Annotated in this window: 30 protein-coding genes and 1 tRNA gene; 9 read left to right on the top strand and 22 right to left on the bottom strand. The window is 42.7% G+C overall.

The window, feature by feature from the left end; translation table 11 throughout:
* Positions 1–24 precede the first annotated feature (24 nt).
* The 17 genes from NITUZ_RS10385 to pfdA all read right to left on the bottom strand — a co-directional run bounded on the left by NITUZ_RS10385 (position 25) and on the right by pfdA (position 11,214).
* Entirely contained in the window at positions 25–276 is a 252-nt protein-coding gene (locus NITUZ_RS10385) for a type II toxin-antitoxin system RelE family toxin (RefSeq protein ID WP_048194756.1), read from the bottom strand.
* A 1-nt stretch (position 277) separates the two neighbouring features.
* The gene (locus NITUZ_RS02225; protein ID WP_048194753.1) at positions 278–508 is read right to left on the bottom strand and encodes a DUF7557 family protein; all 231 of its coding nucleotides are present in this window, start codon (positions 506–508) and stop codon (positions 278–280) included.
* Between the two features lie 78 nt (positions 509–586).
* Positions 587–686 (bottom strand) — tRNA-Ser (locus NITUZ_RS02220).
* 64 nt (positions 687–750) lie between these two features.
* The gene (locus NITUZ_RS02215; RefSeq protein ID WP_048194751.1) at positions 751–1,839 is read right to left on the bottom strand and encodes an inositol-3-phosphate synthase; all 1,089 of its coding nucleotides are present in this window, start codon (positions 1,837–1,839) and stop codon (positions 751–753) included.
* Positions 1,840–1,877: 38 nt separating this feature from the next.
* Entirely contained in the window at positions 1,878–2,321 is a 444-nt protein-coding gene (locus NITUZ_RS02210; RefSeq protein WP_048194748.1) for a hypothetical protein, read from the bottom strand.
* Between the two features lies 1 nt (position 2,322).
* The gene (locus NITUZ_RS02205; protein ID WP_048194746.1) at positions 2,323–3,324 is read right to left on the bottom strand and encodes an RNA-guided pseudouridylation complex pseudouridine synthase subunit Cbf5; all 1,002 of its coding nucleotides are present in this window, start codon (positions 3,322–3,324) and stop codon (positions 2,323–2,325) included.
* On the bottom strand, positions 3,321–3,881 hold the full coding sequence (cmk, locus tag NITUZ_RS02200) for a (d)CMP kinase (protein ID WP_048194743.1): 561 nt from the start codon (positions 3,879–3,881) through the stop codon (positions 3,321–3,323). Before cmk ends, NITUZ_RS02205 begins: the two co-directional genes overlap by 4 nt.
* A gap of 1 nt (position 3,882) precedes the next feature.
* On the bottom strand, positions 3,883–4,500 hold the full coding sequence (locus NITUZ_RS02195; RefSeq protein ID WP_048194741.1) for an EMC3/TMCO1 family protein: 618 nt from the start codon (positions 4,498–4,500) through the stop codon (positions 3,883–3,885).
* A 1-nt stretch (position 4,501) separates the two neighbouring features.
* The gene (locus NITUZ_RS02190) at positions 4,502–5,080 is read right to left on the bottom strand and encodes an adenylate kinase (RefSeq protein ID WP_048194739.1); all 579 of its coding nucleotides are present in this window, start codon (positions 5,078–5,080) and stop codon (positions 4,502–4,504) included.
* Positions 5,067–6,497, bottom strand: a complete 1,431-nt coding sequence (secY, locus tag NITUZ_RS02185; protein ID WP_048194736.1) for a preprotein translocase subunit SecY — start codon at positions 6,495–6,497, stop codon at positions 5,067–5,069. Before secY ends, NITUZ_RS02190 begins: the two co-directional genes overlap by 14 nt.
* Entirely contained in the window at positions 6,490–6,912 is a 423-nt protein-coding gene (locus NITUZ_RS02180; RefSeq protein WP_048194734.1) for an uL15 family ribosomal protein, read from the bottom strand. Before NITUZ_RS02180 ends, secY begins: the two co-directional genes overlap by 8 nt.
* Positions 6,913–7,380 (bottom strand): 50S ribosomal protein L30, encoded by a 468-nt coding sequence (locus tag NITUZ_RS02175; protein ID WP_048194957.1) that lies wholly within the window; start codon positions 7,378–7,380, stop codon positions 6,913–6,915. It lies immediately after the preceding gene.
* Positions 7,381–7,385: 5 nt separating this feature from the next.
* Positions 7,386–8,036 (bottom strand): 30S ribosomal protein S5, encoded by a 651-nt coding sequence (locus NITUZ_RS02170; protein WP_048194731.1) that lies wholly within the window; start codon positions 8,034–8,036, stop codon positions 7,386–7,388.
* A gap of 2 nt (positions 8,037–8,038) precedes the next feature.
* Complete coding sequence (locus tag NITUZ_RS02165) at positions 8,039–8,536, bottom strand: 50S ribosomal protein L18 (protein ID WP_244443788.1); 498 nt, start codon at positions 8,534–8,536, stop codon at positions 8,039–8,041.
* 24 nt (positions 8,537–8,560) lie between these two features.
* The gene (gene argF, locus NITUZ_RS02160) at positions 8,561–9,466 is read right to left on the bottom strand and encodes an ornithine carbamoyltransferase (protein ID WP_048194727.1); all 906 of its coding nucleotides are present in this window, start codon (positions 9,464–9,466) and stop codon (positions 8,561–8,563) included.
* On the bottom strand, positions 9,463–10,785 hold the full coding sequence (ftsY, locus tag NITUZ_RS02155) for a signal recognition particle-docking protein FtsY (RefSeq protein WP_048194726.1): 1,323 nt from the start codon (positions 10,783–10,785) through the stop codon (positions 9,463–9,465). Before ftsY ends, argF begins: the two co-directional genes overlap by 4 nt.
* Positions 10,786–10,794: 9 nt before the next feature.
* The gene (pfdA, locus tag NITUZ_RS02150) at positions 10,795–11,214 is read right to left on the bottom strand and encodes a prefoldin subunit alpha (RefSeq protein ID WP_048194720.1); all 420 of its coding nucleotides are present in this window, start codon (positions 11,212–11,214) and stop codon (positions 10,795–10,797) included.
* 55 nt (positions 11,215–11,269) lie between these two features.
* On the opposite strand from pfdA, the gene NITUZ_RS02145 reads away from it, so the two are divergent.
* Positions 11,270–11,665, top strand: coding sequence for a cupin domain-containing protein (locus tag NITUZ_RS02145; RefSeq protein ID WP_048194719.1), 396 nt, complete (start codon positions 11,270–11,272; stop codon positions 11,663–11,665).
* An 18-nt stretch (positions 11,666–11,683) separates the two neighbouring features.
* Here the strand turns inward: NITUZ_RS02145 and NITUZ_RS02140 are convergent, their stop codons facing one another.
* Positions 11,684–12,304, bottom strand: coding sequence for a superoxide dismutase (locus NITUZ_RS02140; protein ID WP_048194714.1), 621 nt, complete (start codon positions 12,302–12,304; stop codon positions 11,684–11,686).
* A 231-nt stretch (positions 12,305–12,535) separates the two neighbouring features.
* On the opposite strand from NITUZ_RS02140, the gene NITUZ_RS02135 reads away from it, so the two are divergent.
* A complete protein-coding gene (locus NITUZ_RS02135) occupies positions 12,536–14,476 on the top strand; it encodes a S8 family serine peptidase (RefSeq protein WP_177309436.1) in 1,941 nt (646 codons plus the stop codon).
* A gap of 1 nt (position 14,477) precedes the next feature.
* Here the strand turns inward: NITUZ_RS02135 and pckA are convergent, their stop codons facing one another.
* Positions 14,478–16,079, bottom strand: a complete 1,602-nt coding sequence (pckA, locus tag NITUZ_RS02130; RefSeq protein ID WP_081844833.1) for a phosphoenolpyruvate carboxykinase (ATP) — start codon at positions 16,077–16,079, stop codon at positions 14,478–14,480.
* Between the two features lie 141 nt (positions 16,080–16,220).
* Here pckA and NITUZ_RS02125 point away from each other — a divergent pair, with 141 nt between their 5' ends.
* Entirely contained in the window at positions 16,221–16,628 is a 408-nt protein-coding gene (locus NITUZ_RS02125) for a 50S ribosomal protein L32e (RefSeq protein ID WP_048194710.1), read from the top strand.
* Positions 16,612–17,067: a 50S ribosomal protein L19e gene (locus tag NITUZ_RS02120; RefSeq protein ID WP_048194708.1), complete on the top strand. Its 456-nt coding sequence runs from the start codon at positions 16,612–16,614 to the stop codon at positions 17,065–17,067. The genes NITUZ_RS02125 and NITUZ_RS02120 overlap by 17 nt, the downstream gene beginning before the upstream one ends.
* On the opposite strand, the gene NITUZ_RS02115 is transcribed toward NITUZ_RS02120, so the two are convergent.
* Positions 17,064–17,366 (bottom strand): MGMT family protein, encoded by a 303-nt coding sequence (locus NITUZ_RS02115; protein WP_048194706.1) that lies wholly within the window; start codon positions 17,364–17,366, stop codon positions 17,064–17,066. The two genes, NITUZ_RS02120 and NITUZ_RS02115, sit on opposite strands and share 4 nt — an antisense overlap.
* Complete coding sequence (locus tag NITUZ_RS02110; RefSeq protein WP_048194704.1) at positions 17,363–18,139, bottom strand: D-aminoacyl-tRNA deacylase; 777 nt, start codon at positions 18,137–18,139, stop codon at positions 17,363–17,365. Before NITUZ_RS02110 ends, NITUZ_RS02115 begins: the two co-directional genes overlap by 4 nt.
* 40 nt (positions 18,140–18,179) lie before the next feature.
* Between NITUZ_RS02110 and NITUZ_RS02105 the strand changes: the two genes are divergently transcribed.
* The 3 genes from NITUZ_RS02105 to NITUZ_RS02095 are packed head-to-tail and all read left to right on the top strand — an operon-like array spanning position 18,180 to position 19,325.
* Complete coding sequence (locus tag NITUZ_RS02105) at positions 18,180–18,344, top strand: SecE/sec61-gamma family protein translocase subunit (RefSeq protein ID WP_048194702.1); 165 nt, start codon at positions 18,180–18,182, stop codon at positions 18,342–18,344.
* 8 nt (positions 18,345–18,352) lie between these two features.
* Positions 18,353–18,808: a transcription elongation factor Spt5 gene (locus NITUZ_RS02100; RefSeq protein WP_048194952.1), complete on the top strand. Its 456-nt coding sequence runs from the start codon at positions 18,353–18,355 to the stop codon at positions 18,806–18,808.
* Positions 18,809–18,842: 34 nt separating this feature from the next.
* Positions 18,843–19,325, top strand: coding sequence for a 50S ribosomal protein L11 (locus NITUZ_RS02095; RefSeq protein WP_048194700.1), 483 nt, complete (start codon positions 18,843–18,845; stop codon positions 19,323–19,325).
* Here the strand turns inward: NITUZ_RS02095 and NITUZ_RS02090 are convergent, their stop codons facing one another.
* On the bottom strand, positions 19,326–19,784 hold the full coding sequence (locus NITUZ_RS02090; RefSeq protein ID WP_048194950.1) for an Lrp/AsnC family transcriptional regulator: 459 nt from the start codon (positions 19,782–19,784) through the stop codon (positions 19,326–19,328). It abuts the gene before it with no gap.
* Between the two features lie 166 nt (positions 19,785–19,950).
* Between NITUZ_RS02090 and NITUZ_RS02085 the strand changes: the two genes are divergently transcribed.
* Together NITUZ_RS02085 and NITUZ_RS02080 are read left to right on the top strand one after the other, a co-directional pair.
* Complete coding sequence (locus tag NITUZ_RS02085; protein ID WP_048194698.1) at positions 19,951–20,607, top strand: 50S ribosomal protein L1; 657 nt, start codon at positions 19,951–19,953, stop codon at positions 20,605–20,607.
* Positions 20,608–21,474, top strand: coding sequence for a 50S ribosomal protein L10 (locus NITUZ_RS02080; RefSeq protein WP_048194697.1), 867 nt, complete (start codon positions 20,608–20,610; stop codon positions 21,472–21,474).

Here is a 21,474-nt window from a genome sequence, read left to right as displayed (position 1 = left end):
TCATGGGTGTAAAACTACTAAAGCTTATTTGTAGATCCTTTTTCGAAGATCTACTTGAATTACAAAAACAACCAAATTGTTTTGTTGCAAGTCTAAAATCACTCGATAACTCCCGACGCGCAATATAAAAAAAGGTGAACCACTCAACCTAGTTGCTACCCTAAACGGATCATTGGCACAGTCCAGAACACAATCATAGATTCTTTGTGCGTCTTTTTTGTCGATTTTTTCTAACTGTTTTACCGATTTCTCAGACCATACTACCTGCCATTCCATCTTACTTTAGTCCCAGCTTCTTTTTTACTTGGGCTGAGCTATAGACACGGCCTGCCTTTATGTCCGCTATTCCTTCCTCGATGTTTTTGATTACTGCAGGACTTAGCACATCATCATCTTGGGCTATTTTTATGAGTCTAGCAAGCACGTCGTTGTAGGTCTCACGAGGATGATTTTTGAGCTTGTCAAGACGTGCCTTGATCTCTTTTTCAACTTGTATACTCGTATGCATTATAATGTACTATAGCTTACTATAATATAAAAAGATGCCCAGCACTACCAGTTTCGTTGATTTTAAGAAAAATCAAGGCGCCGGGAGAGAGATTTGAACTCTCGAACCCTTGCGAGTACGCGCTTTATGGTTTTTGTAAATTCCAGGCGCGCGCCCTACCAGGCTAGGCGACCCCGGCATATGTCTTGCGACATGATTCATCCAAAATTTGATTATATAATAGTGATTTTCCACTGCAGAGATTATGCCTTGATGAATTTTTCAAGCTCTGCTTTTGCTTGCGGATCGCTCATCTGTTTTGGCGGATGCTTCATTAGGTATGCACATGCAGGTATTACCGGGCCACCAATCTTTCTTTCCAGCGCAATTTTTGCAAGACGGGCAGCGTCAATTACTATTCCTGCAGAGTTTGCCTTGTCATCGACCTCAAGTCGCACTTCCATATTGTACGGGATGTTTGCCCATTGTCTTCCCTCTATTCTCATGAACATCAGTTTTGTGTTGCCTAGGAACGGGATAAAATCGGACGGTCCGACATAGATTTGGTCATCTGCAAGTCTCTGAGAAAGTTGGCTCTGTACGCTTTCAGTTTTTGAAATCCTCTTGCTAACTAGCCTCTCTTGCTCTTTCATGTTGAGAAAGTCGGTGTTTCCACCAACGTTAATCTGATATGTTTTCTCGATTTTCGTTCCACGATCATCGCAAAGCTTTGCCAGAGTCCTATGAACTATGGTTGCGCCAACCTGGCCTTTTATGTCATCGCCTATTACTGGAATCTTTTTTTGTGCAAATTTATCTCCCCATTTTTTATTTGATGCAATAAAAGATGGAATGCAATTTACAAACGCAGTGTTTGTGTCAAGGCATATCTGTGCCCAAAACTGCGTTGCTTTCTCAGATCCTACTGGAAGATACGATACTATTATTTCAGCGCCGGTCTTGTCTATTGTCTTTTTTATTTCACGCGCAAGTTGCTCTGAGCTCTTTTTGCTTTTGAGTGGTTTGACTCTGTTCTCGACCCAGATTCCCACACCGTCAAGCGCTGGGCTTTCATATACTAGCGATTTTGTCTTTGGCATTTTGTTTTTTGGGATCCAATCCACCATGTTTGGGTATTCATATATGGCCTCGTTGATTGTCTTGCCTACCTTGTTTATTCCCACGTCGAATCCTGCCACAAAATCCAAGTCATGAATAGAGTAATTGCCGATTTTCTCGTGCATTATACCAATTACCTTTTGCTTTGGATTCTGCCTATAGTATTCTATTCCTTGAATAAGTCCAGAAAAGCAGTTACCTATACCGACAAGTCCTACCTTGATTTTTGCCAACCTAACTTCACATTTGGCAGACTCGTTTTAAATTTTTCCTACTTGAGTATGTTAATTGTCAGACGATCAGTGAGCTTTTGTTTGTCTTCACCATATACTAGTACATCAACCACGTACCTGCCTTCAAGTACTTGAGAGCCATCACTTTTTCGCTGATTCCAATCAAAAAAGCGTTCTTGTTTTTGTTCCAGTATCAGAGGGCTAAGATACTCAGAGTAAAACACAGTTCCATCCAATGCTCTTATTTGTATTGTAGGAAGATCCTTTGCAATCTCAATCTTTTCCGTTCCAGAATTGATTATGGTTATTCTTACAGTCTCGCCTAGTTTGTAGTCAGGTTTTTCCACCATTACTGAAACAGATGGTCCCTCCACGAACTCCAGTTCGTACTGCTCTGATGCAATTTTGATAAAATATGCACCTAGTACACCGGATGCCAACATGCCAGAAACTACCGCAATTACAAGTCCTTTTGGAAGCATTTTATTGGTCTTTCTGTTTTGGTTTTGTTCGCCAGTTTTTTGGATATGTGTTAGGTGCCATGATTATCCTTTTTGTCACGAATGCGTAACCTTTTGTTGCGTCCTTGATTTCAGCCTCCGACATTAGGGATTCTGCCAGTGCAACAACTTCTCCCTTCTGAGTATAGATTCCAACAAGGTCTCCTTTTGATAGGTTTGGTGATATCTGCAGTATTCCTGGAATTGCAAGCTGCGCTCCATGGCATAGAGCATCCACTGCCGAATCGCGTATTACTACAGACTTTATTTCAGTCAAAGCATATTCTATTGGAAGAATCATCTTACGAAGCTTGGAATCATCTCCTTTTTCCTTCCATTCTGCGTATGCGTCGGCCAACTCATGCAGTGTGATCAGCTTTTGGCTTTCATTAAACTGGTAGACTCGTGAGCGCCTAAGCTCTATCATAGTGGCACCAGGTCCTAGTATCTCACCTATATCGTAGAATAGTTTTCTGATGTATGTTCCTGCCTCGCATAACACCCGCAAGAGCAAGAGTCTCTCTTTTTGTTCAACAACCTCAAGCTCGTAAATGTGTCTTGTTCTTGTCTGTCGTAAAACTGACGAACGTTGCGGAGGCTTTTGAAATATCTCACCTTTGAATTGGTTCAGCACTCCATACAGTTTTTCCTTGCTGGGAAGGGAGTGAAGCCTTCCAAGACCATAGTATTCTTTTGGTCCAAGCAGGAGTACTCCAAGCGCCTTTGTCGCCTCACCAAGTCCCAGAGGAAGCACTCCTGAGACCTGCGGATCAAGGGTTCCACTGTGGCCGATTTTTGGAATCTTTAGTATTCGTTTTGCCCACGCCACAGTCTCATGACTTGTGGGTCCTGGTGGCTTGTCAAGCAGTATCAGACCATAGTTTAGGAGATCCTCGACTGTTCTTTTGTCATAGTACACCCCATGGTTTTCATCGATCAGATCCTGATCAATTACCACGAGATTTTGCAGTTGCGGCAGCGTCAAAGCAGAGCCCTTGCCTTTTGAATTGCCATGTTAAGCACGGTCTTTGCATCCAGTCCATCCGTGTCTATCACTATATCAAATACCGACAAGTCGTCTCCAAAGTCAAATCCGTATAGTTTTTTGTAGAGCATTTTGTTCTCATCATATCTTTTTTTTACAATCTCAAATGCCTCAGAATGAGACATGTTATCACGTGTCTGCATCCGTTCCGCACTTATCTTCCTTGATCCTCCAAGCCAGATCTTGATACCACCTTTAACAAGCCATGGAAGTGTGTAGCTTGTAATGACTACGTTGCCCTTTAGGAATATTTCTTTTAGCCTCTCATCGACTTTTCTGTCAAATTCATAGTTGTCTTTTCTCTGGTCAAGAAACTTCATCCCGTCTTTTGTGTCCCACCAATCGTCTCTTTCCGTTTTAAATCCCTGTTCCTTTGCCAGTTCCTTGAGCACGTCGCCGCCACTGAGGCTCTGCATTCCAAATTCTTTGGCAAGGCCTTTTGATACAGTAGTCTTGCCGATGGCTGGTGGGCCTGAAACTATAATTGATTTTGGCAATTCAGGTTAGATCCATCGATGTCTTGGTCAGCTTCATAATGATGCCGCTAAGCGCAATCGAGGACAAAAAGTACCAAGCCCAAAAATAGACCTCGTTTACATGTTGGCATATCTGTCCGTCAACTTTTTCGGCAGTGCATGTAAGCTCAAAGTAGTTTCCAGGGATTACATTGAGTGGGATTGGAGATACTGCAACTGTGTACGAGAATAACGGTGGTAGTACAAAATAGAAGATCAAAATCAGTGGAACGAAGGTAATCATCATAGGCCTCATGTTCATCTGCATCATTTCCTGATTGAGTTTTGTCATATAGGCGGATTTTTTGTTAAGCTCTGCCTGTTTTTCCATGTCCTTTGCCCTAAACGCAGCCATACGCTCCTTCTGCCAAGCTCGGGTTTCCTTCATTATTCTTTTGAGTTTCTCTTGGTCTACCAGCTTGCGTCTGACCACTGCATTAAACAGGTTCAACAACACTGCAAATCCAACTATTCCAAACATGGAAGGTACCATACCTTTTACTATCGGGTCTGCGCTTCCCAGCGGACCTTTATGTATCCCAAAAAAATCACCCTGCAACAAGAGTGATTCCAAAAAATGCAATATTATTACCGGTTCCATTTCAAAGACCTATTGCGTTTATTACCTCATTAGCTGCTTCTTCAACCTTTCCCTCTGAGTTCAGTACTGATTTCATTGGAGAGCCTGTCAGTACAGCGCAGCTAGACAGCATGGCGTCCTGAACAGCAAGTTCTTTTTTTATATTCTCAATAGATATAATGTCCCGGTGTCTTGTCGAGTCCTTCATCCTTCTATTGTAGATCTCTTCGGGCCTTGCAGACACGGTTATTAGATTTTCAGGCTTCAGTTCCCCGAGCACGTGATATGGAAGACCGGGGTAGAATCCTTCTTTTGTAGATATGAATGCATGCGTGTCGATGATTACAACGTTATCGTTAAATCCAGATATTGTTTTTGCTGCCATCATTTGTAGTTCCTTTTGTTTTTCCACTGGAAGTTTTCTTAGTTCGTCACGATCTTTGATGCCCATTCTTTTTGCCTCTTCGAACATTATTGTACCGAAGCTGTGAACACTCACGCTTTTTTTCTTGGAGTTGAGTATCTCTACTATCTTTGCCACCAGCGTAGTCTTGCCTACGCCGGCAATCCCAACTATGACGACTTTTTTACTTTCTACCAAGTAACGCACCAAGGCGGGGCATGACAACTTCGACCTGTTCTCGAATCAGTTGTTGGTAATAATTTATCAGAATATCGACCATGAGCAATATTCCAATTCCACTTCCGAATACGCCAAGCACGTCTGAGACACCGGCCAATGCGCCTAGTATCATAGATCCAATTATCGTAACTGATGGAATGTACTTGTTGAGTAATGCTTCGACCGGCTGGTTCGACTTTCTAAATCCTGGAATTTGCACATCTGCATCAAGCAGGTTCTTTGCTGCGCTCTTTGGAGACAGACCGCCAAGCTCTACCCATAACCTTCCAAATACAACAACTATTCCGATCATAAAAAGAACGTATACTACTGCCCTTGTAGGATCAAGTACGGCTAGATCCAGTCCTCTTGGAGGCGTGATGTAGTAGATTATGCCGCCTATCGGCGTTGACGGACTTGTAAGATCAAACTGGCCTATTATGTTAAACAAAATGTTATCGTTGCGCGGATTAAAGTTGGCCCACATCATCTGGCCTATGAACACTGCGTTTGCAGTAAGTGCAGACGCCAGAATTACTGGGATGTTTGAGACGTACATTAGCTTGATTGGATACGTGGCGGCAAATCCCCTATACTTTGTAGATACAATAGGTATTTCGACTTTGATTGATTGAGTATACACTAGAATAAGCAGAATTCCCGCAGTAATGCATAAACCAAATATGCTAGGCAGCTGGTTTGCCCTAAAGAATATCTCAGATATGTCACCCTGCATGAATGAGTGTGCTACAAATGGCACCACACCTATCGGCGTGCCATCTCCTGCGATTAGCGGACTGAATATGCTCCAGAGAATCTGCTGGGCAACTCCTGCCATGATGAAAAGACTGATTCCACTTCCAAGCCCCCATCCTTTCTGAATCAGCTCATCAAGGAACATGATTATGATGGACGCCGAGATCAGCTGTCCAATTATCACGTACAGTACGGTCGGGTTTGTTACTCCTGGTCCATATACTGCGGTAGCATACACTATTGATTCTACTATAATCACTATGTAAGTTACAAGTTTTGTTGCAGTCTGGAAGACTCCTCTTTCGTCAGGCTTTGTAAAGTCGAATTTGAGAATCTCAGAACCCTTCAAGAGTTGCATGAGTAATCCAGCCGTAACTATTGGTCCTATTCCAAGCTCTATTAGGGTTCCCTGCTGGGATGCAAAAATCACCCTTGCAAAGGCCAGAAAGTCAAATTCAGGAGCGGTTGCACCGAAAAGTGGTGTCTGGCCCATTACCTGATAGATAAGTAATGCAAGTCCGCACCAAAGCAGTCTTGTCTGCAAAGATAGTTTCTTTTTCGGTTTTGGTACTTGTACTAGATATGGTTCTACTTTTTCAACGACTTTTTTGACAAAGCCTGTCGCTGTGCCCTCACTCAACAGCTAACACCTCTCCCCCTGCCTTTTTGATCTTTTCTTCTGCAGAAGCGGTGTATCGCTGGACTTTGATGGAGTAGGCACCTTGTACTTGTCCTCCTCCTAGAAGTTTGTCATATCCTAAGCCGTCAAGATCTAATACCTTTTTGCTGCCTTCTTGTTTGCCGTGTTTGGCAAAGATGTCATCTAGGTCCCTAAGACTTGCCCATTTCTTTGTAACAATCGGGTGAGGTGGATGAGTGGAATCATGACCGAAGTGATCAGGGTTGTCCTTCAGTAATGTGCTGAAAAGGTGCTTGTGCAGTCCTGCTTTTCCAAGACCCCCTTTGTGGCCGCTTGCTCTGTGCTGTCCTATCTGACCCCAGCCATGCGTTCTGGACCCTCTGAATTTTCTTGTTTTTCGCAGTCTTGTTGCCATCTAGATCATGCTCCTTACAAGCTCTGCAAGTTCTTTATTTTGTCCCAAGATTCCGCCTTCCCCGTAAGTCTTTCTTGTACTTCGTTTGAATCCTTTTTTTGGTGGAGAGAGGGCAAACCAAGGTTTGATCGGTTTAATCCTATTCATAGATGTTTTTCCTTCAGTTATTGAAGAAGCAAGTTCGTCAATTGATTTGAAGCCTAGCTGCACTAGATCATCGTCTGTTATTTTTTTATATCCTGATTTTCTTGCTTTTTTGTTAAACAATTCTTTTGTAATATTCAGATCAGCTTCCTGCCATGAAACATAATGCTTTATTCTATTAAGCATGCCAAGTGTGTTATCTTTGGCAGGAACTATTGTAGCTCTGAATTTTTTGTCTAATTTGAGTAGTTCCAAAGTGTTGGTAGCCCAATGAGGGACATTGATTTGCCCGTGCATTCTGACTACAAGGTATGCTTTTGCCATTTCAATCAACCTTGGCTGAATGTCTGTCTGAGGCACTCTAAGACAGCCTTTGATGTTGAATTCATTGTAGCAGTTGAGCCTTTTGCCGTTGTCCAAGCATCCTTAAGTCCTGCAAGTTTGAGAAGATTTCTTATTTTTCCTCCTGCAACAAGTCCTAGGCCTCTTGGGGCAGGAACGATTTCAACGACCACGCTTCCTCCTTTTCCTCTCACCTTGAACGGCACAGAGTGGGATTGGTCGCATCTGCATTCCCAGCTGCCACAACCCAGCTTTACTGGACTTACGTTAAGATATGCGTTTGTAGTTGCTTTTTCGATTGCGACTCTCATTTGTTTTGATTTGCCTTGACCGATTCCAAGGTAGCCATTTTCATTTCCTGCAGCTACCATTGCCTTGAATTTGGTGCGCTGCCCGTTTGGTGTCATGGTCTGGACCATTCCAACATCAATTACTTCTGTTCTAAGATCTGGCAAAAGTTTTTTGATGATCCCTGCTTCTTGAATTCTAAGTCCATTAGCGTAAATTTCGTCCATTGACGTGATAACTCCAGCTGCGACTTTTTTGCCGAGTTCTGTTCTTGGAACCCATGGCTGTTCTTCTTCCCTTCGCGGTGCACGTTTTTCTCGTGGTGGTCTTTGCTGTGATGTTTGGCTCATACTTACTTGACCTCACCATCTATGGATGATTTTATTTTTGCAATATCGTTTTTGACTTTAAGATGCTCGCCATTAATTCTGGCATCATTTGGAAGTGCTTCCTTGTCTGCAGGTACCTCAAGGCCGGCATCTATGATACCCCTTAATGCAGCTGCCATTCTCTGTGTGTATTTTCTTGTGCCACTATACAAGATCACGTCTTTGGCCCCTTTTGAGAGTGCCTTTTTTCCGGCATAATAGCCTGTCAGATATGCTGCAGGTACGTTCTTTCTTGAACCTTTCCAGCCTTTTGATATAAGGAATCTGGAGTGTGCAGATGCAATTACTTTATCGCCAGTAAATTCAGGCTTGTGGATTTGTACCAAGGTGTTTTCGTTTGAGATTTGTACGGTTACAAAATCACGCCTGCTCATTAGCATTAGCTTACGCTTCTTATAGTTAGTTTTTTCCTCACGTAAACGTCGGAGTATCGTCGAATATGCCATTGCGATATTGGACAAATCTCGAAACAGCTCTTATAAACGTTAGAAAGTAAGCAGTGCAAGCAGCGCTTTTTGAGTATGAAGGCGATTCTCAGCTTCATCCCATACAACAGATTGCGATCCGTCAATTACGGATGAGGTTACTTCTTGACCCCTTTTTGCAGGTAGGCAATGCATGAAAATGGCGTCTTTTTTGGCTCGCTCCATAAGTGACGAGTTTACTTGGTATTTCGGGTAGAATTTTTCAAGTCGACCAGGTTTGTCATGTATTGAAACAAATGTATCTGTAACTATGATGTCAGCGTCTTTTACTGCCATATTTGGATCCTGGAACAAATTAATTTCAGTGAGGTTACGGCATTCTTTTACCACTTGTAAATTCGGCTCAAATCCTTTTGGTGTTGCGATTGAAATCGAGATGCCCACACGCGAGCAGCCATATATCATAGAATTACAGACGTTATTCCCATCTCCAATCCATGCAAGTTTGAGTCCATTAAAGCGTCTTTTCTTTTCCTTAATTGTCATCAGATCTGCTAGGATCTGGCACGGGTGAAAAGAATTTGATAGGCCATTAATTACTGGAACGCTTGCAGACTCGGCAAGCGAGACTATTGTAGAGTGATCATAGACTCGTGCCATTATTATGTCAACATATCTTGAAAGTGTTTTAGCGGTGTCATCTATAGTTTCACCACGCGACAGTTGTAGATCTTGTGCAGACATATGTATTGCGTGACCTCCAAGCTGGAACATTCCAGTCTCAAAGCTGACTCTGGTTCGTGTGGAGGGTTTCTGGAATATCATGGCCAGTGTTTTATTTTTTAGAACTGGTTTTGTTATGCCTTTTTTTAGATCCTTTTTCATCTTTATTGCAAGTTCTAATATCTGTACGATTTGTTTTCTGTCAAGTTCACCAAGTGTTAAGAGATCTTTGGTTTTGATCATTTTTTCATCCATCCGAAAAATCCTTTCTTCTTTGGTTTTTCTTTCCTGTCTTCTTTAACTTTCTCCTGTTCAGTCTCATCATGTTCTTTTTTCTTCTGCTCTTCAGGTTTTGGACGTCCATCAGATATCCATTTTCGTATTCTACTAGCCATTAGGAATGCTTGTTCATCGTTTTCTGGTGGAGCTACATCATACAGGTCTGCAAATTTCGATATGTCATCGTCTTTGATGCCTTCGAACGGATCAGTGATTTTGTTTGGTTCTGGTTTTGGTTCTGGTTTTGGTTCTGGTTTTGGTTCTGGTTTTGGTTCTGGTTTTGGTTCTGGTTTTGGTTCTGGTTTTGGTTCTGGTTTTGGTTCTGGTTTTGGTTCTGGTTTTGGTTCTGGTTTTGGTTCTGGTTGTACCATACTCAAACCTTCTCCAAATACTGTTTCAAGAAACAGTTTCTTATCAAATGGTCTTATGTCAGCATATTCTTGACCCATGCCCACATAAATAACAGGTTTTGATGTTATCTTTACAACGGATAAAGCTGCTCCTCCCCTTGCATCCGCGTCACTTTTTGTCAGTATAGCACCATCAAATTCTGTATGTTGATAGAACTCTCTTGCTTGGTTTACAGTATCGTTTCCAGCAAGTGAATCACCTACAAAGATCTTCAAATCAGGCTTTACAACTTTAGTGATCTTCTCAATTTGGTCCATCAGGTTTCTACTAGTCTGCATCCTTCCCGCCGTGTCAATCAGAACACAATCAATTTTATGTGATTTTGCATGTAATACTGCATCTCTTGCTACTGCTGCAGGATCCGCACCATAGTTTTGAGCAATCACTTTAAGATTCAATCTGTTTGCATGCTCTGTAATCTGTTCTATTGCACCGGCCCTGAAAGTATCTGCTGCTGCAATCACTATTGAAAATTTATTTTCTTTTAAAAGATACGCAATCTTGGCAAGAGTGGTAGTCTTTCCAGTTCCGTTAATTCCGACAAACAAGATAACGCATGGTTCTCCAGCATTTTTTTTAGATTGAATCTTTTCAATTATATCAATAGTTCCTGCTGCGTCGAAAAGATCAGATATTATCTTGACAAGGCTATTTTTTACAAACCCTTCGATCTCTTTTTTGTCAACGGATGTTCCCACCAGTTGTTTTTTCAAATCAGATTTGATCGATTCAATAACTTCCGTAGCGACATCAGATTCCATTAACGCAATCTCAAGCTGAAATAGGATGTCATCAATATCACTTGCTTTTAGTTCCTTTTCTCCGAAGCTCTTAACAGCAGATGAGAATGCAGAACGTAATTTGTCAAACATTAATCTCGCCTATTGTTGTGACGGATTTGCAGATTGAATGAAATTATTCATTTCTTCTTTTAGTTGTTCGATTCTCATCATCGTTTCGTGTTTTTGAGTAGATGTATCATTGAGTGCCACTTGCAGTTCCTTTATTCTAGTTTCCAGATAGTTTATCGCAGACTCTGGGTCTTTTTCAACTGCAATTCCAGCTCCGATGTCTTGTATTACTTTGGAATTTCCAAAAATCGTGGCCTTGACATACGTGCCGAGCCCAACGGGCACAAGAGATTCAGATTCCTGATTCTGAATTGCTTTAATCGACTGTATGGATGCCATTGCTTCTCGAAGAAACGTAACTATTGCATGTTCTTTTTGTTCAAGATTTGCCGCAAAAGATTCCAAGACTTGCATCTGGTATAGAAGTTGTTGTGCTTGTTCCTCACTCATTTACCCCGAACTTGCTCCAGTATCCTATAAATGCATTCATGTACTACAAAGAAATATGCCCTTATCAAAAAATGGAAAATTTACAAGATCAAGATCAAGATGGCAGTATCCGTACAAAAATGAGCATCCTACAGACAAGCTCAAAATCAAAATGTTGCTAAACGAAAAAATCAAAGGTAATAGAATCGCAGGGCTTGAAGCAAGAATAGAAGCTGGTCAGGTGCACAAGATGCATACACACAGAAATGAGTTTGTCATAGTCTACTGCCTTGATGGAAAATGTCTTGTCACAGTAGGCAGTACCACTAGGACAGTACATCCAAAGACACTCATATTCATACCACCTAGAGTGCCGCACCGATTTTACAACAAATTCTCAGAGCCATGGAAAGGAATAGCTTTTGCAATAGGCACCAATGCAAAGATCAAAAATGATTGGTTGGAAGAATGAACAAAAAAAAGAGAAGAATTATTTTGCCTTGGAGAAGCGACTTGCCACTTCATCCCAGTTAACCACGTTCCACCACGCACCTACGTAGTCTGCTCGCTTGTTTTGGTATTTCAAATAGTACGCATGTTCCCAGACATCAAGTCCCAGTAGAGGTACTAATCCTTCGGTTCTTGGACTAGTTTGGTTTGGCATTGCTTTGTATTCTACGTTGTTTGATTTTGGATTAAAGACAAGCCACCCCCAGCCGCTTCCTTGTATTGCCGTAGTTTTAGCTGAGAACTGCTCTTTGAAGGCATCAAAGCTTCCAAATGTCTTGTTTATGGCATCTGCAAGTGCCCCCCCTGGTGTTCCACCACCGTTTGCTTTCATGTTGTTCCAAAACAGTCGGTGGTTGTCGTATCCTCCGCCATGAAAGTTAATTGCACCCCGTACTGCCTCTGGCACCTGGTTTATGTTTGCAAGAACGTCGAGCAGGTCTTTGCTTTGAAGATCTGCGGGCAGTTTTTCCCAGTTGTCATTCAGACCATTTGTGTATGCCTGGTGATGTTTTGTGTGGTGTATTTCCATCGTTTTTGCGTCAATGTGTGGCTCCAATGCATCGTATGCATATGGTACTTCAGGAAGTGTATATTTTCCCATGTAACTGATAAATCCATTCATAATTTAACGATTTGGTATTACTCTGATTTTACAGAACGTTAATGTCATCCGGAATTAATTTGGCAATATTATAAACATCGGTATTTACTAGTCGATATACCGATCATAATGAAAAACCCAAGCGTTGTAGTTTTTTGTTTCTGCCTTATCGCATCATGTATTATTTTGCTATCGAACAAAATTCATGACGAACCAGCACTTGATATTCAGTTGGACAAGAGTTCCAAATATGTCGGTGTTCAACAGCCCCATGGACTTGGTTTCACAGGGAATGGAATCAAAGTTGCAGTCATTGACACTGGAGTAGACTATAATCATCCCGACCTGTTAGGCTTTGGACATGACAGCAAAGTTGTTGGTGGATACGACTTTGTTGAAAACGACAACAGCCCCATGGACATAAATGGTCATGGAACCGAGGTGGCAGGAATAATTGCCGCAAATGGAATCATGAGAGGAATTGCACCTGATGCGAAGATTCTGGCTTACCGTGTATCCGATACAGGCAACGCAGTCTCGTCGGAGCTCATTGTCAACGCAATAAAACGAGCCATCTCAGATGGTGCAGATATTATCAACATAAGCCTTGGAGTGAATCGCACAAATGACAGAATTGAGGATGCTATAAACGACGCAGTTCGTAGCGGTGTTGTGGTAATAGTTGCTGCTGGAAATAGCGGTCCGGATAGGATGACCATAGGGAGCCCGGGTAAGGACCCACATGCTATCACAGTTGGCGCCACATACAATAACATAACCGCGAGTTTAGTAGCGACGCTACAGGTTGATGGCAAACGATTTCAAGTGTTGCCCATGGTAGGCATGCAGCCCACAAGTCAGACTATAACTGGCGAGATTGTGTTTGGCAAGTACGGCAGGGAAGAGGATCTCGCAAAAATTGACGCAAAAGACAAGATATTGTTAGTTCAGAGAGGCAGTGATAAAGAAAATGAGCTGATATACTTTTCACAGAAAGAAAAGAATTCCGCAAACGCTGGAGCAAAAGCACTCATTGTATTCAATAATGAGCCGGGAATCTTCCTTGGTGATCTTAGAAACAAAGAGGAGGGTCCTGACTACAAGCCGCGAATTCCAACAGTATCCATATCAAATGAGGATGGGCTTGATCTGGCAAATATGCTACAAAACAAGACTGTCGGCACCATCAACATTTTCTATCATCCAGACTTTGTCTCTTTTTTTAGCTCAAGGGGTCCAGTCTCGCCATTTTATATAAAACCGAATCTTGTTGCCCCCGGTGTTTTTGTAAACACTACATCGATAAACGGAGGCTATAATCTCACAAGCGGGACAAGTTTTGCAGCACCTCACGTTGCAGGCGCAAGTGCTCTGCTTTTACAAAAATCGCCATCACTTAGTCCGCAGGAAGTCGCATCAATACTTACTACTACGGCGGATCCTGTTGCAGATACATTCGGCACTGGCTTTCCGTACGAGGTCAGCGGTGCTGGCAGGCTGAATGTTACTCGTGCCTTTGGTGCAAATCTCATCATTATTCCAGACCACGCCATCTTTGATCTGTCACCGTTTGAAACGAGTAGTACAACCATCTTTCAGTTAAAGACGCTAAATCAAGAAGATTCCGACATACAAGTTGAGTTTGATTTTGAACATCCAGTGGCAGAATTCAGTTATTCTATTAGCGGAAATCTGCTAGAGATTACAGCTTCACTAGTAGACCAATCTGCAGGTCAATATGAAGGCAGGATCATTATCTCCGACGGCCAAACCAAATACCGCATACCAGTCATACTGCGTATATCAGATGCTGCAATACATGTATCAGATGACGGCGGTAAACTGGACTTTTCTCTATACTATCAAGAGGAATGGTCGTATGCGAAGATATCCGTATTCAATTCGGATTCCAGGCTTGTCAACAGCGTCTCAGTCACTCCAACCAGACATGAACCAGTTGCAATTTACCAACCAGGAACATACTGGATACAGGCTGAGCTGAAGGCCAACAATGAGACAAAAACAGTTTACAGTAGCATAATAGTTGAACATGCTACACAAAGGCAGATGTTCGACCTTAGAGCTCTGAATATTCCAGGCCAGCAAGTGTTGATCGTTGTACTAGCGGTATCAGGGATAATCGCATTAGGCTTGATAATTCGTCTTAGGTAACCTACGGTTTTGGTCCAGCATCGATTATTTCTTGCGCTACGTTCTTGAATTTTTTAAAGTTGTCCACAAACATTTGTGCTAATTTTTTTGCAGACAGATCATATGCATCCTTGTCCTGCCAAGTCTGTCTTGGATCAAGTACCTCCGGCGGAACGTCAGGACATGTGGTTGGAACATCCAGATTGAATAGATCGTCGTGTCTGTATTTTACAATATCAAGAGCCCCAGTTAGAGCAGCAGTTACCATCGCCCTACTATACTTTATGCTAATTCTCTTACCAACGCCATACGGGCCTCCAGACCAGCCCGTGTTGATAAGATATACGACCGTGTTGTGCTTTCGGATTTTATCTCCAAGCAATTTTGCATATACTGTCGCAGGTCTTGGCATGAATGGAGCTCCGAAACACTCAGAGAATGTTGCCTTGGGCTCTTTGATTCCCCTTTCCGTTCCTGCAAGCTTGCTAGTGTAGCCAGACATAAAGTGGAACATTGCTCCTTCCTTTGTGAGTCTCGATACTGGAGGTAAGACTCCCAACGCATCTGCTGTAAGAAATACCATCACTTTTGGATTTCCACCAACACTTGGAAACACTGCGCTTGGGATGTATTCTAGTGGATATGCTGCTCTCGTGTTTTCAGTCAGTGAGCTGTCATCAAAGTTAGGTTTGAGTGTTTGCTTATCAATTACTACGTTTTCAAGTACGGCGCCGGATTTGATTGCGTTCCATATCTGAGGCTCTGACTCTTGATTCAAGTTGATGCATTTTGCATAACAGCCTCCTTCAAAGTTAAAGACACCATTATCTGACCAACCGTGTTCATCATCTCCAATCAACATCCTGTTTGTGTCAGCTGAAAGGCTGGTTTTGCCTGTTCCGGACAGCCCAAAAAATAATGCGGTGTCTCCGTTCTTTCCAATATTTGCAGAGCAATGCATTGGAAAGATTCCCTTCTTTGGGAGGAGATAGTTCATTACTGAGAACATTGATTTTTTCATTTCTCCTGCATAGCTGGTGCCGCCGATTAATACCAGTTTTTTTGTCAGGTTGATGAGGATGAACACGTTAGATGCAGTTCCATCTACCTCCGGGATTGCCTCAAAATCGTTTATGCACATTACCGTAAATTCTGGTTCATGTTCTTCCAGCTCTGCTGCGGAGGGCCTTATGAAAAGCTGGCGCGCAAAAAGACTTTGCCACGCATGATCGTTTATTACGCGTATTGCAAGTCGATTTTCCTTGTCTGCACCCACAAAGCCGTCGAATACAAAGATCTCCTTCCCCTCCACAAATTTTTTCATCTTAGTTAGAATCTTATCAAATCTGTCTATTGGAAATGGGTGATTTATCTTGCCCCAGTCTACATTATCATGAGTTTCATCATCATCTACTATGAAGCGGTCGTCTGGAGACCTTCCAGTATACTTGCCTGTCTTTACTGCAAGTGAATTCGTGCTTGTGAGTATTCCCTCATTTCTCTTTATTGCAGCCTCCACCAGCTTCTCTACAGGCAGGTTCCGGTATATTTTTGAGGGAGAAATCCCAAAGCTAGCAACCTGCGATAAGAACTTGGCCGAAAGGGCGGTTTTTGATTCTGTCATTTTCTAAAATTCCACCTCGCAATTGAAGATCCATGCGTCTTCATTGAATAACATGGGCTTGCAGGTTACGTTATTATCTCTTCCTTTTGCCTGCTCTAGCTTCAAGTAACCTATTTATTGTAAAATCAAAGAGTCTGTCTGTTGACTATTAATAAGGAAAAGCTGGCTGCAAGACAGAAAGTCGCAGAGCACCGACCAGAATTTGTAAGACAGGAAAGTTGGAGATACAAAAGACTGGCAGTATCATCTTGGAGAAAACCCAAGGGAGTTGACAATCACCAGCGAAAACAAAAATTCCGCGGTAGACCGGGCCTTGTAAAGGTAGGATACGGTGGTCCAAAATCTGCACGCGGTTTACACCCCTCGGGGTTTACAGATAATCTAGTTCACAATCTAGTCGATTTGCAAAGACTTGATCCAAAGTCAGACGGAGTAAGAATTGCGCATAGTGTAGGTACTAAAAAAAGACTCGAGATAGTTGCCAAGGCAACAGAGAAGAAATTTAAGATATTCAACGCCAGGGTGAGGACAAGTGGTAGTAAATCTTAAAGCTAAAAAGCGACTTGTCTCGCGAGTTGTTGGAGTAGGACTAGCCAGGATAAAGTTTGATCCTGAGAGCTCAGACGATATTGCAGATGCGATCACACGCGACAATATACGCAGTCTAATTTCAGCAGGCGCGATTACGATAAAACCAGCAGGCGGCACGTCACGCGGTAGATCAAAGTTCAAGAAGATGCAAAAGAGAAAGCGAGGAACTACCACTGGATCAAAGAAAGGTCGCAAGGGTGCCCGCGTAGGCAAAAAACAAGTATATGTAAAGAAAGTAAGGGCACTGCGTTACAGACTCAAAGTTGCAAAGGATAGAAAGGAAATTACAAATCCAGAATTTTGGAATCTGTACCGCAAAGTCGGAGGAAACACCGTAAGAAACATCGCTCATCTAAGAACTCTCATAGATGAAGTAAAGGCGCACAGAAAGTCCTAGAATCTAAAAAGAGTCTTTTCCCAATTTTGAATTTTCCCGTCCTTTATTGTCACTCCTTCTTTTGATAGCATCTCAGTCTTTACATTCTGGCCGTAGAAATACCCGCCAATCTTCCCATCAGAATTCACTACGCGGTGACACGGAATTATCACAGGAAATGGATTTTTGTTCATTATCTGGCCGATTACACGCTGGCCGTTTTTTATTCCGACGGCCTTTGCAAGATCACCATATGTCGTTACCTTACCCTTGGGAACTCGAAGAAGTTTCTTGTAGACTCGCTGCTCTAGTTCGTTCAAACTCTTACCACTTCCAGATTGGTCGTCTTTAGCAAATCAAGTACTTTTTGTTTTTGTTTGCCAAGTCCTGCCCAGTCGACAAGCGCAGCCGTAGCATGCCTATTCCTGCTCATAATGTGTGAGAACAGATCCTCGTCAAGAAGATCAAGGGCATGCTTTGGAATCACGGTTCCAAGTGCATACTTTCCGTGTATTAGCTCTTTTGTGAATTTTTCAGGGTAATGCGTACCACCAATACAAATTGCCACCGGGCTGTCCTCCAGCGGCTCAGATAACGTCTTTAGTATGATACTTGCAACCGAGCTGCAAAGATTCTCGTCAACCCACTGTCTTTCAGTAGTGCCTATTTCTATAAACAGTGTTGGTTTGCTCAGAGCAGTCGGCCCGTGGTGCGTAGCCTCTATTATGATCTGAAATTTTGCATAGTCGCTCTTTCTTTGCCAGAGTGACTTCATGTAGGCTTTTTGAAGATGTGGGTGTGGTACTGCCACCTGTCTTTCCCTGCCTCCAAACTGCGCATCTGCGAAATTTCCAGTACTATGACATGTAAGTGCAAGCTCGCCCGATTGGGCTGCGTGTTTTGATAAGAACACAAAACCGTCATAGACGTACTTTTCCTCAAGCCAGTCAGCAGATATTGCAGGCGTTGGAATTATTAGTAGATCAAAGTTTTTGCCCCTAAAGAGGTCACCGTCTTTTTTGAGGCCTTTTGAGATGAATTTTGCCATGTTGTAACCAGCAGGATCCTTTTCGTATGCAACCAGCAGTTCCATCGAAATAAGAGATATAAGGACACCATATTAACTTCCAGCGATGGATGTAAAAACTACCCTCAAGAACATGGCAAACACTATGAAGCTTGCCAAAAAGTCAGACAAAGAGGACTATATGCAACACCTAAGACTGGTTCTTTTGGGCGTTGGTGCCATTGGGGCGATTGGATTTATAATTCAGTTTGTATTCTCCGTATTCAGATAGTGATAAATTTGTCTCAAGAAATCAAGTCGCATCTTTTTGCAGTCAGGACCACTGGAGGTCAAGAAAAGGTAGTGCTCAACTTGTTGCAAAACAAGATAAAGACAGGCAGTCTTAATCTTTTGTCGGTTCTTCTGGTTGATAACTTGAAGGGATACATTGTAATTGAGGCAAAAGATGCAAATGCAGCCTTTGATGCGTTGCAAGGAATAAGACACATACGAGGGCAGCTCAGAGGAGAGATGGAGTTCAAAGATATCGAAGGATACCTTGTTACAAAGAGTACCGCCCCGCAGATTGCAGTAGACAATGTAGTTGAGATTATCGGCGGCCCGTTCAAGGGAATGAAGGCAACCGTGACAAGGGTCGATAATGACAAGCAAGAGGCAACCGTAATTTTACTTGATGCCCCATACCAGCTGCCAGTAACGGTAGACTCTAACTATTTGAAAATATCGTCTGCTTAGGAAGGATTAAATCTTCAGCAAAGTGAGCCAAATTATGTCTGATACTCAGTCCATTTCCGCACTTGTTACAGGAGGGCAAGCATCTGCAGGTCCTCCGCTAGGCCCAGCACTTGGTCCTTTGGGAGTGAACATCATGGAGATCATAAACACTATCAACACCAAGACCAAGGACTTTGAGGGCATGAAGGTTCCAGTTACAGTATCAGTCGACACCAAAACCAAGAAATGGGAAGTAATTATAGGCATCCCCTCCGCTGCCGCCTTGATCCTAAAAGAGGCAGGCATACAAAAGGGCTCAGGTACAAGCGGCTCAACATGGGTTGGCGATATCAACGTCGACTCGCTGGTAAAGGTCGCAAAAGCCAAACTAGAGTCGTCATATGCATCATCGCTAAAGTCAGTTGCAAAAGAGGTTGCAGGAACATGCGTCTCCTTGGGAATTAAAATAGAGGGTAAAACTCCAAAAGAATTCACTGCAGAAATCAATGCAGGAAAATGGGATAGCAAATTCAATTAGCTATTTTGAGACAAGGTAGGAAGGCTCTTTATCCGTCTTTTGAAGCTCAACAAATGTTTCGGTGCTCTGTATTCCTTCGATTTTACCTATCTTGTCAATGACTATGTTGTGAAGCTTCTCAAGGTTTTCGGCATGAACGCCCACCATGATGTCAAATCTGCCTGTGACCTCCGATATCGACACGATTTCCGGAGTCTGTAAAAGTTGCTTGTGAATTGCATCCTTTAGTTTCGGATCCCTGTTGATGCCTATTGTGGCCTTGACGCCTATTCCAAGCTGCGCCTCATCGACTACGACCGTAAATTTCTTTATGATATTCTTTTTTGTCAGGCGCTTGATCCTGCTGTAAAGCACGGATGCGTTTATCCCCATCTTCTTTGATAGGTTTGGAACAGAGATGCTTCCATCACGAGTCAATTCATACAAAAGCTTTAGGTCAAGGTCATCTAGTTTATGCAATGTCTCCGAAATTCCGGATTTGATGTTAATAAATGTAAGTTTGAATGCAAGAAGTTGTATTATATACAAAGTATCCCCGCCGTTTTTAGAAAAATTTACAATTTTCGGGAGATTTTCTTTTTTGCCCAACAAACGATTTTAAATAGGCTTTCTTGGAGTGACTTCGTTGATCAACGAGTCAGAATTAGTCAAAATGATAAAGGATGCAAAGTCAACTGACAAGGAGCGCAAGTTCAGACAATCAGTTGAGCTGTACGTAGTGCTAAAGGATATTGATGTCAAAAAAGGATTTGCCATGAACGAGACAATCCAGCTTCCAAAGAAACTTAGCACGCCAACTACTGTCTGTGTGATGGCAGGAGGAGACATGGGACTGAAGGCAAAAAACGCCAATGCTGACAGGGTCATAGGTTCTGATGAGATAAACTCACTTGCTGCAAACAAGCGCGAGGCGCGCAAGTTCATCAACAATTACGATTTCTTCCTTGCCGACACGCAACTTATGACAACAGTCGGTAAGGTGCTCGGTCAGCTGCTTGGCCCGAGGGGAAAGATGCCAGTGCCAGTTCCGTTTAACGCACCCATCGAGTCATTTTTGGACAGATTTAGATCATCAATTAGAGTGAAAGTAAAAAACTCTCTGTCAATATCGTGCAAGATTGGCGATGAGTCAATGAGTGATGAGGATCTTGCGGCAAATGCCCACGCAGTGATCAGTGCAATTGAGAAAAAGCTTCCAAGCGGGGACAAGAACATCAGAAGAATAATGGTAAAGACGTCAATGGGAAAACCAATCAAACAAGTACAACAGGTAAGAAAGTAAATGCACGAGAACAGAACAGTCTATCCACAAAAGAAAGCTCAGATGTACCAGCAGCTACAAGAATTGCCAAAAAAATACAAGGTCATGGCACTTGTAAGAATGGAAAAGGTAAGATCCTCACAGCTGTTGCCGTTACGAAAAAAGTTTCTAGGTCAGGTTGAAGTAATCAGCATAAAAGACAAAGTTGCAAAAAAGGCACTTTCCACTTTGAGTATCCCAGGGTTGCAAAAGCTCGTAGAGTCCCTTACTGGACAGTGTGTTCTCATGTTCACAAACATGTCTCCGTTTAAGCTGAACGTTTTGCTTGGAAAGAACAAGGTGATGATGTACGCAAGGGGCGGAGATATTGCAAGCATCGATGTCACAGTTCCTGCCAAAAATACGGGAATTGCTCCTGGACCGATGCTCACCGAATTCAAAGAAGCAGGCATTCCAACCAAAATAGACCAGGGAACAATCTGGATTCTAAAGGATTCCACGCCGGTAAAGAAGGGCCAGCCAGTGCCTGAAAAACTTGCCACACTGCTCCAAAAGCTTGATATCAAGACTGTTGAGGCAGGAATACTCCTTGATACTGCGATCGAGGACGGCATACAGTACAAAAGAGAAGAGCTCATAATAGATCTAGAACAGTACAGGAACCTGTTTGCACAGGCGCATCAAGAGGCAGTTTCGCTTTCAATCGAGGCAGCATACATTACAGCCGATAACATCAAACAGGTGCTTGCAAAAGCAGCTCAGGGCTCGCGTTCTGTTGCAATAGAGGCAGGCTACATGACGGACGAGACAAAAGAGCAGGTCTTGCAAAGAGCGAATGCGAGAGCCCAGGCAGTAGCCTCAAAGGCAAAAGGATACACTCCTGCATAG

It is taken from the genome of Candidatus Nitrosotenuis uzonensis, from assembly GCF_000723185.1.
Taxonomy (GTDB): domain Archaea; phylum Thermoproteota; class Nitrososphaeria; order Nitrososphaerales; family Nitrosopumilaceae; genus Nitrosotenuis; species Nitrosotenuis uzonensis.
The sequence above is the reverse complement of the archived record's forward strand: the minus strand, read 5'-3'. Positions and strand labels throughout refer to the sequence as shown.